The organism is Halomonas sp. 3F2F (genome assembly GCF_014897805.1).
Taxonomy (GTDB): Bacteria; Pseudomonadota; Gammaproteobacteria; order Pseudomonadales; family Halomonadaceae; genus Vreelandella.
In genome coordinates, this window is record NZ_JABUZE010000096.1 from 28436 (window position 1) to 38324 (window position 9889).

6 protein-coding genes are annotated in these 9889 nt (G+C 50.2%); all 6 read left to right on the forward strand.

All coding sequences use genetic code 11. The features are described 5' to 3' along the window. Nucleotides 1-347 precede the first annotated feature (347 nt). The 6 genes from INT21_RS11070 (at nucleotide 348) to INT21_RS11095 (ending at nucleotide 9777) form a co-directional block, all read left to right on the forward strand. Nucleotides 348-1499 (forward strand): polysaccharide export protein, encoded by a 1152-nt coding sequence (locus INT21_RS11070; protein WP_089038504.1) that lies wholly within the window; start codon nucleotides 348-350, stop codon nucleotides 1497-1499. Nucleotides 1500-1541: 42 nt separating this feature from the next. Further along, a complete protein-coding gene (locus INT21_RS11075) occupies nucleotides 1542-3800 on the forward strand; it encodes a polysaccharide biosynthesis tyrosine autokinase (RefSeq protein WP_193085200.1) in 2259 nt (752 codons plus the stop codon). Between the two features lie 6 nt (nucleotides 3801-3806). After that, nucleotides 3807-5624: an ABC transporter ATP-binding protein gene (locus tag INT21_RS11080; RefSeq protein WP_193085201.1), complete on the forward strand. Its 1818-nt coding sequence runs from the start codon at nucleotides 3807-3809 to the stop codon at nucleotides 5622-5624. A gap of 38 nt (nucleotides 5625-5662) precedes the next feature. Beyond that, on the forward strand, nucleotides 5663-6802 hold the full coding sequence (locus INT21_RS11085) for a hypothetical protein (RefSeq protein WP_193085202.1): 1140 nt from the start codon (nucleotides 5663-5665) through the stop codon (nucleotides 6800-6802). Nucleotides 6803-6875: 73 nt separating this feature from the next. Next, entirely contained in the window at nucleotides 6876-8885 is a 2010-nt protein-coding gene (locus INT21_RS11090) for a nucleoside-diphosphate sugar epimerase/dehydratase (protein WP_193085203.1), read from the forward strand. Nucleotide 8886: 1 nt separating this feature from the next. Beyond that, on the forward strand, nucleotides 8887-9777 hold the full coding sequence (locus tag INT21_RS11095; protein WP_193085204.1) for a hypothetical protein: 891 nt from the start codon (nucleotides 8887-8889) through the stop codon (nucleotides 9775-9777). Nucleotides 9778-9889: the final 112 nt, after the last annotated feature.

Consider the following 9889-nt stretch of genomic DNA (forward strand, 5'->3'; position numbering starts at 1 on the left):
ATGCATTTTTTTAATATATTGATTTTTAACGATAATTATTTTAAATAATGCCAGTTCTCCTTTTCTGTCTGCCCCGGCAACCTAGAAATTTTGCTGTTTTTACTACCACAGATGTACGCCTTCCTGCTCGAAAAAGTAGTAGTTATTTCACCCTTCGATAGTTATGTAAATAAAGTTATTATTTTTGTATTCTTATGTAACATTAAAAATAATTACCAAGTAGGTAGCTCTGTCTCATGGCGATAGCGAATTGACGTCGCCTGGGCTGTGTTCAATAAGGCTCTGGGAAATGTCTGACCAAAATCCCCGGGCGGTAGCGTGGCTAGACAAAAGCAAAGGGAGCAACCATGAATAATTTCAATGAAGTAGAAAGAGTGGAATCTAGAAGAAGCCCAATTCGACTAGCCCATTATCTCGTCTTGATCGTGCTGCTGGGAGCCCTCAGTGGCTGCGCTATGGCTCCTGGTGGCCATATTGATCAGGACAATCTTGAGCAATCACTAGATGGGCGAGTGGACGTGGAGCAGATCACCCCAGATTTAGTGAATGCGATGTTTGAAAGAGATGTTTCTTCTCGGGTTCCATCGCCCGCATTGAATCCAGTGGTGCCGGGGTATGAGTACCGGGTGGGGCCTGGCGATATTTTAAGTGTGATTGTCTATGACCATCCGGAACTGACTATTCCCGCAGGTTCTGAGCGCTCCGCAGCAGAAACCGGTAATCGGATACGGCCCAATGGCACCATGTTTTATCCATACGTGGGGCGTGTAAGGGTTGAGGGAATGACGCTTGATGAAGTGCGTAACCTTATTACTCGGCGTCTAGCCAATGTGATCAATGAGCCGCAAGTGGAAGTTGGCATCGCGGCGTTTAACTCCCAGAAAGTCTATATCAGTGGTGCTGTCGAAAACCCTGGCACATTACCACTGACCATCGTACCGATGACAATCCTGGATGCCATCAGCGCAGTAGGCGGGGCACGGGAAAATGCCGACTGGCGAAACGTAACGTTGAGCCGTAATGGTAGCGAAGAGCGCATCTCACTTTATGCAATGATGCGTCAGGGGGATATGACGCAGAATCGTTTGCTGCGTGATGGTGACTTGCTGCATGTCCCTACTATGGAGAACCAGAACGTAGTGGTGATGGGGCAGGTAGTACGTCCCGGTACAATCGCTATTGGCAATGAACGGATCACCTTAACGGATGCATTAGGCAGGGCTGGTGGTGTGAATGAGAGCCGGGCTGAGCCTTCAGGAATTTTTGTAGTACGAGGTAACTCGCCAGGTAGTGAAAAGTTCGCCACTGTTTATCAGTTAGATATCAGGGATGCTACACGGCTATTGCTTGGAACTCGCTTTCCTCTCCAGCCTCAGGATGTGGTGTACGTGACATCAGCACCACTGGCTCGTTGGAACTCGGTCATTTCTCTGCTGCTGCCATCAGTTAGTCTGCCGGGCAATGTTGTAACGGTAGCCAATGATGCCAGCGAGCTTTAAGTGGCTATTTTGAATAGCATTTCTGAATAGCGAGGCATGACCATGAACTACTTTCCTCATCCACCTTCATCATCAGCTGGCCCCCAGGAGAGTGATGACCTTAATCTGCGCAAGCTGGTCGACACACTATCTGACCATCGCTGGTTTATCGTAACGATAACGGGGCTTTTTCTCCTGGCAGGATATTTTTATGCCAGTTCTCAGTCACGTATCTATCAGGCTGACGCGTTGGTTCAGATAGAGAGTCGAGGGGCGAACTTGGCGTTTATGGAGTCATTGGGTGAGCAACAGCCAGGTAATCCTACCGCCGCAGAACTCGAAATATTGCGATCACGTATGGTGTTGGGAGAAACAGCTGAACGGCAAGACCTGGCGATTAAGGTTGAACCGCGTCGATTGCCAGTCATTGGAGACTTTCTTGTCAATCATGGGGTTAGTCAGGATTTAATCGAAAGCCTAACCCCTGCCTTCATGCGCGAATGGTTAGGAATGGGAGAAGAGAGTCGCTGGCAAAATCCTTATGTGTGGGCCAACGAGTCTGTGCGTGTCTCACGCTTTTCTGTGCCTGATGAACATGTGGGAAGCGAGCACCTACTGCGCATAAAGGAAGAGGGTAACTTTGAGTTATGGCTAGAAGATGAGCGAGTGCTTAGCGGTAACGTTGGGGAAACTGTTCAAGATGAGGGGGTAGGTTATCGTCTTTTTATTAGCCAAGCAGTTGCCCATCCTGGTGCTGAATTCAGCGTGACGCGTATGTCGTCTCTTAATGCGATAAAAGACCTTGAGAGTCGTTTTGAAGTTATGCCGAGAGGAATTGAATCAGGTGTCTATGAACTTATGCTTAGTGGTGCGGACCGCAGTAAGATCCAGCCGACACTTGACACCTTAACAGGGGTTTTTCTAACTCAGAATGTGCAGCGTCATTCAGAAGAAGCAGAGAAACAAATCGCCTTTCTTGGCGAGCAAATTCCCCAAGTTAGGGATCAGCTATCTAATGCGGAGGGCATGCTCAATGACTATCGGGCGCAGCGTGACTCAGTCGACTTAACATTCGAGACGCAAAATCTTCTCACCCGTGTGGTAGATGTAGAAAATCAACTCAGCGAGTTGGCTATGAGGGAGGCCGACTTAGCTGAGCGGTACCGCCCCTCGCATCCCAACTATCAAACCTTGTTAAGGCAGCGCTCTCAACTCGTAGAGGAGCGTGACCGTCTCAATGCCCAGGTCAATGAATTGCCTGAAACCCAACAAGAAGTGCTTCGCCTGACTCGGGACAGTCAGGTCAATCAGCAAGTGTATGTTCAACTGCTCAATCAACTTCAAGAGATGCGTTTGGTTAAAGCCGGTACGGTGGGTAACGTACGCATCCTTGATGCCGCTATTCTAAATCCGGGCACTATCGCACCGCGCATTCCATTGATAACGGCTGTCAGTGCACTGATAGGCGCATTGTTAGCCACGATGCTGGTGGTGGTGCGGTTGTTATTGAGTCGCGCGATTAAGTCACCCGAGCAACTGGAAGAGCTGGGGTTGCCAGTCTATGCAACGCTGCCAGATTCTGGCGGGCAAACAGGGCTTACCGAGCGAATTCGCCCGCGCCATTCTAAAAAGGTTCAGGAAGTTTTTCGAGGCTTGCTGGCGATTAAAAAACCCGCCGAAATTGCGGTGGAAGCGTTGCGTGGTCTGCGAACTAGCCTCTATTTTGCGATGCTCGAATCGGACAATAACCGCTTGATGATTACCGGTGCGAGCCCAGGGGTTGGCAAGAGCTTTGTCGCCGCTAATTTAGCCGCTGTGTGCGCTCAGGCGGGGCAAAGAGTGCTACTGATTGATGCCGATATGCGTCGTGGACATCTGCATCATGCGTTTCACAGCAAGGGCGTTAAAGGCCTTTCAGAGTTGCTAGCGCGGCGAATTGATGCAGAAGAAGCTGTTCGCCATAGCGACTTAGAAGGATTGGATTATGTTGCCCGGGGCAGTGTGCCGCCTAATCCATCGGAGTTGTTAATGCAGCAAAGCTTCCACGAGTTCCTGGAAGCCATGAGCCAGTGCTATGACTTAGTGATTATCGATACACCACCGATACTGGCGGTAACCGATGCAACGGTAGTGGGTAAGCTGGCGGGAACCAGTTTGATGGTAGTCCGCTTCGACAGTCACCCTCCTGGAGAAATTAAGGCTGCTAAGCGCCGCCTGGAGAGCGCTGGTGTGAATATTAAAGGTGCCATCCTAAACGGCGTTAAGAAAACGACCAATAGCCGTCATGGCTACTATGGCAGTTACCTCTATGCTTACCGGTGATCCAAGATGCTGAAGCAATTGCGCGAACTCTACTCGTTATTGACGCAGCAACAGCGGCGCCAACTATTGAGGCTCCAGGTGCTGATTATCGGTATGGCGCTAGCACAAATTGCAGGTGTTATCGCTATTGGGCCGTTTATGGCGGTCGTGGGTGATATGAGTAAGCTCCAGGGTGATGGTTGGCTTGCTATGGCATATAGCGTTACCGGTATGCAAAGTCCCAAGGCTTTCTTAAGTTTATTGGGTGCCATGGTGCTCGGCGTTCTGTTGATGGCGGCCCTGCTGTCTATCTATACGTCGTGGCGGCTGGCGCTTTACAGCGCCCGTGTGGGGGCAGAGCTGTCAAGTCGCCTCTACCGCTATTACCTGCACCAGCCTTGGTTGTTTCATTCCAACCAGAATACTAGTGCTCTGACCACTAAGGTTTCTGCGGAAGTCCAGCGTGTGTCTCTCAAGATCATCAATCCTGTTATGGAGCTTAATGCTAAGTTGATCATGCTTTCACTGATGACCTTAGCCATTTTTCTCTACAACCCTTTGGTGGCGATAATTGGTGTGGTGGTCTTTTTTGGGACTTATTTGCTGCTTTACCAAACGGTTCGGCGTTTTTTAATTATTAACGGAAGACGAATTTCTAAAGCACAATCCAAGCGTTTTAAATTGATGAGTGAAGGATTCGGGGGTATTAAAGATCTGCTTTTACTACATCGTCAGGCAAGTTTTACCACACGCTTTGATGATGCCTGCAATTCTATCGCGCGTGGTGAAGGAGTGACGCAGGGGCTAAGTGAAGCCCCACGTTATGCCATTGAACTGGTAGCTTTTGGTTCGGTTATTGTGTTGGTGCTTTATCTGCTTAACCTATATGAGGGTAATCTTGGGGCAATTTTGCCAGCACTCTCTATCTATGCGTTGGCAGGCTTTAAAATGCTGCCTGGTTTTCAAAAGATATACACCTCACTTACAAAAATTCGCGGCAACTTAGCCGCTTATAACGCCATTCGTGATGACTTGATCGCTAGTCGTGATGAGACGAAAAACGGCGATATCGCCATTAGTGAAACTCAGTCAGCCGCTCCGATAACGCCCTGGGTGCCTCAGCGAGAGATAAAAATCCAGGATGTGGTCTTCGACTATCCAGGAACGCGGGCCTTGGCGCTTGATCGGCTCACGCTAACGATCCCCGTCAACCAGATGGTGGGGCTAGTGGGAACCTCTGGTAGTGGCAAGAGCACTGCGGTGGATTTATTACTCGGCTTGATTGAGCCCCAGCAAGGTCAAGTACTGATTGATGGTGTTCCCCTAACGCATGGGAATTTACGCCAATGGCAGGCGGGGGTGGGGTTTGTGCCTCAGCAGATATTTTTGTCCGATGCCAGCATTCTCGAAAACGTCGCCTTTGCTATCGAGCGCAAGGATATTGATGTTGAGAGAGTTAAGGAATCGCTGCGTATGGCGCAACTGGATGATCTGCTTGATAGATTCCCGGATGGGCTTGAAACACGCATAGGCGAGCGCGGTGTTCAGATATCTGGCGGGCAGCGCCAACGCCTGGGAATCGCGCGTGCCCTATATCAGCAAGCTAGAGTGCTGGTGTTTGACGAGGCGACGAGTGCGCTGGATGGCATTACCGAGCGCCGTGTAATGGAAGACATCCAGCGATTTTCCGGCCAGATGACCGTCATCATGATTGCCCATCGTCTAGCGACCGTTAAGGGGTGCGACATCATTTATATGCTTGAGAATGGGCAGGTAATTGATGCTGGCACTTATGACGACTTGGCCAGCCGTAACCATACTTTCCAGATGATGGCGAATCTCTAGCCAGGCGTCTCTTCCAAGATAGACAAAAGGGTACCGCCATGAACTTAATCGGCGCACTACTACTATTTTTGGGTCTTTCATTAAGTAGCCTTTATTTGTTCCCTAGTGGTGGACCGCAGTTGACTGATGTTGTCTTGATAGGTTTCGTCGGCGTGATGTTGGTGATGTCCCTGGGCGACAAACATCTGAAAGTTTCCCCTTTTGCCATATGTTGGGGAATGATGGTGCTGTGGGTGTTGATGGTTTGCCTTAGCTGGACGCTGGTCTTAGGAACGACCAGCTTTTTTAGACCCGTTCTGTTTTTCCTGTTTAATTTTCTCGTGGGCATGGCGTTATTACGTTTTCTTAGCGTATATGGCGAACGTGCCACAGGGATTATCCGTAATGGCGTAGCAATCGCGCTGCTGATCGCAGGTAGTCAGGTGTTATTGCAGTTAGCCATGGGAGTTAACCGCACAACGGGAAGTTTCAATAACCCTAACCAGCTCGCTTATTTCTCATTATGCGGCGTGGTGGTGTTATTGATGCTTGATGATTTTCATCCGCGGATGAGACTCTTGGGATTGGCTGGTCTAGCTTCCGGCGTGTTGGGGGTTCTCGCTGCGTCATCGCTAGCAGCAATGGGAGGAGGTGTCTTAGTCCTGATCGGCTGGGCCTTGGCGAATGCTCGTCAAATTAAGCATTTTGCGCGTTTGCTACTGTTACTTCCGTTGCTACTGTTGGGTGTTTTGTTCGCCAATATCAGCTCGGATGGACAAGTGTTGCGTAACATAGAGGCGCGCATGGATAGGGCGCCAAGTAAAATAGATAGCGTCTACGAAGAACGCAAATTTGACCGACTAACGAACTTCCCTGAATACGCCATTTTAGGTGCGGGGGAGGCTGAACGTCAGCGTTTTGCTCCCTACGATGGGCTTGAAATTCACTCCTCTTTCGTCAACATGTTATTTGCCTACGGGCTGCCAGGCCTAGGGCTTTTCCTATTGACGATCGTTATCGCGCTACGACGAGCGCCGCTGTATGTCTGGGCGGGTGTGGCCGGACCGTTGATCTATTCGACTACCCATAATGGCCTTCGCGCGACGCTATTTTGGTTGGTGCTAGTGTTGTGTTGGCACCTTTACCGACAAGGGGCATTAGCCGCTTCGCATCATCGGCTGATGCCTGACGTGCACTGAAATAACACCATTGCCACTCATGTGGCCAGATAACTCGCACGTAACGCCAGCAAAGAATAATAACGGGGGAATCATGGATAGCTTAATGAAATCGTTGTCGGTGACACCCCGCTGGATAAAACGCAGAGTCCTTGTCTTGCTGGATGGTGTGATTGTAGCGGGTAGTTTACAGCTGGCAACGGTGATTCACGTGGAAAATTTGCAGCCACTAAGAGATGGCTCCCTGTGGATGACGATTGGCCTGTTAGTGCCAACAAGTTTGTTGCTTTTCCATTGGCTCGGGCTATATCGAATAGTGATTCGTTATATGAGCCATGTCACTGTGCCGACCGTCGCTATGGTCGTCGTGACGTCAGCGCTGTTAGTGGTGCCAGTCAGTTATATGGTTGAACACTCTGTCGGGCTATCCGTCATCGTCATTTATACGCTCCTCCTATTATTAGGTATTGGTAGCCTGCGTTTTTTTATCCGTGAACTGTATCGCTATAGCCAGCGTCGTCAACGCAAGCCAGTAGTGATCTACGGGGCAGGAGCCGCTGGCTGCGAATTGGTCGATGCGCTTCGCCATGGTGGTGAGTATGAGCCGGTGGCTTTCGTAGATGACTGGCGTGGGCTAGAAGGTGCCATGGTCGAAGGGCTGAGGGTACACCAACCGGTTGCGTTAGCCGCCTTGGTGCAAGAGCATCAGGCTGCCATGGTGCTGCTGGCAATTCCTAGCGCTCCGCGTTGGCGACGCCGTGAGATATTACACTGGCTTTCGGGCCTGTCGGTTCCTCTAAAAACAATTCCTGGTAGCGCTGATGTGATTGCCGGGAGAGCAAAAATTAGCGAGCTTCATGACGTGGCGCTAGAGGACTTATTGGGGAGAGAGGCTGTACCCGCCTTCCCTGAGTTGCTGCAGGCCAATATTCGCGATAAGGCGGTTATGGTCACCGGCGCTGGAGGGTCAATTGGTAGTGAGCTATGCCGCCAGATCCTTGCTCAGAATCCCATACGCCTGTTACTGGTCGACAACTGCGAATTTGCCCTATACGCCATTGAGCAGGAGTTAAGGCAGGTAATAGAAACTACCCATTCACGTTGTGAATTAAAACCACTGCTTATTTCGGTTCAGCATGCGGGTAGCCTCAAAGCAGTATTTGAAAGCTTTCAGGTGCATACCGTCTACCATGCAGCCGCTTACAAGCATGTGCCGATGGTTGAGTTTAATCTTGTCCAGGGGGTCAGTAACAACGTCTTTGGCACCTTAAACCTGGCTCAGGCGGCAATCACAGCCGGTGTCGAAACCTTCGTGGTAATTTCCACCGATAAGGCAGTTCGCCCCACCAATGCGATGGGTGCTTCCAAGCGATTGACGGAACTTATTTGCCAAGCTTTCGCTCATGCGCAGTCAAATACACGTTTTTGCATGGTGCGTTTTGGAAATGTGTTGGGATCAAGTGGCTCTGTTGTACCGTTGTTTCGCAAACAGATTGAGCAGGGCGGCCCTATCAAAGTTACCCACCCGGAAATCACCCGTTATTTCATGACAATTCCCGAAGCCGCTCAGCTGGTTATCCAGGCTGGCGCCATGGGCGAAGGTGGTGAGGTATTTGTTCTCGACATGGGTGAACCGGTCCGTATTCTGGATTTGGCAATGAATATGGTTAGGCTTTCAGGGCTTGAAGTGAGAGATGCCGAACACCCTGAAGGTGATATTGAGATTGTTTATTCCGGTTTGCGCCCAGGGGAAAAGTTATACGAAGAGCTGTTAATTGGCGATGACGTCAGGCGGACTCGTCACGATCGGATAATGACCTCAAAAGAGCGCTTCTGGGAATGGCCAAGGCTTGAAACCTTTTTAAAAGAATTGGAACAGGCTTTTATCGAGACCGACCATTTGCGTATCCGTCAACTTTTACAGTTGGCCCCATTAGATTATCACCCCTTAGGCGACATAGCGGACTTAGTATGGGCAGCGCGTCAAGCTTCGCCCCTCGAGCCACAGGGCCAACGCTTAACTACGAACCCATTCTTAACGTCTATGAACCGACTCGATCCAGTTCTTAACCAAGCGCTTAATCCCGCCACCAAGGAAAGCTAAAATGCTGATCGACTCATTGTCTATCAAAGTGTGGATGCTCCGAAAGGCCGAGAGTGCGGGATTACACATTCAGTCGATGAAACATGTTCGGCCAGTGGATGCCCGTAGGCATCTGAGTAATCCACTTGAGTTAAATTATCTTTATCCTGGTAGAGAGCTGCTCCTTGAGGCGCCTATGGAGTGGGGGTTTGGCTTGTTCAATCTCAGTGGTCATCGGCGCTTCCTAAATGATGTGATGCAGGAAGCATTTGATAATCCTGGCAGGGAGCGCGACTTGCTCCGTGACGCCCTGCGTGTTTTCTATGCTGACTGGCAGCCAGCCAATGCAGCCGAATTTCTGGGAGTTTCTTTTGGTCAAGCGGGTGAACTAGTCGATGCACCACCGTGGCAGGCTTATTCGCCATGGGATGCCCACAATGCAGTAGAAAAAAGCGTCAAACGCCAGCGAACTGAATTGCGTGAAAATACCCGAATATTAGGCAAACGCCTGGACATTAGTGCGGGTTGGAAGTTCTGTGGGCCCGTCAGCGAAGATAAGCTTGAAGTTGAGGTTGAGCGTTTGGCTCGGGTACTGGAATCGATTCGCCGTCAGGGGATCTGTCGCCATGACGGCACTGATGGAGATATCCGGGCGTGCGTTTTGACCCACTCAGATGGGCGCTGGCGCTGGATGGTACATGGTGGCCAGCATCGTTACGCGGTGATCAGTGCGTTAGGAGCGCCGCGGGCTACTATTCGGGTGGAGCGTTTTATTCGGCATGAAGACGTTGCCCTTTGGCCTACAGTGACCTCAGGTTTATTTAGCCAAGAAACAGCCCTCAAAATATTCGATAGGGAAGCTCTGAAAAAGTCACTGCCATCAGTGATAATACGGCTATCGTCAACTGCATAGGATTCAGTGCTGCCATGGATCAAATCACCTTCTCAGAAGCCGAGTACCAGAACAAGAAGCGAAAGACCCGCCGCGAACTCTTTCTGGAGCGGATGGACAAGCTGATCCCCTG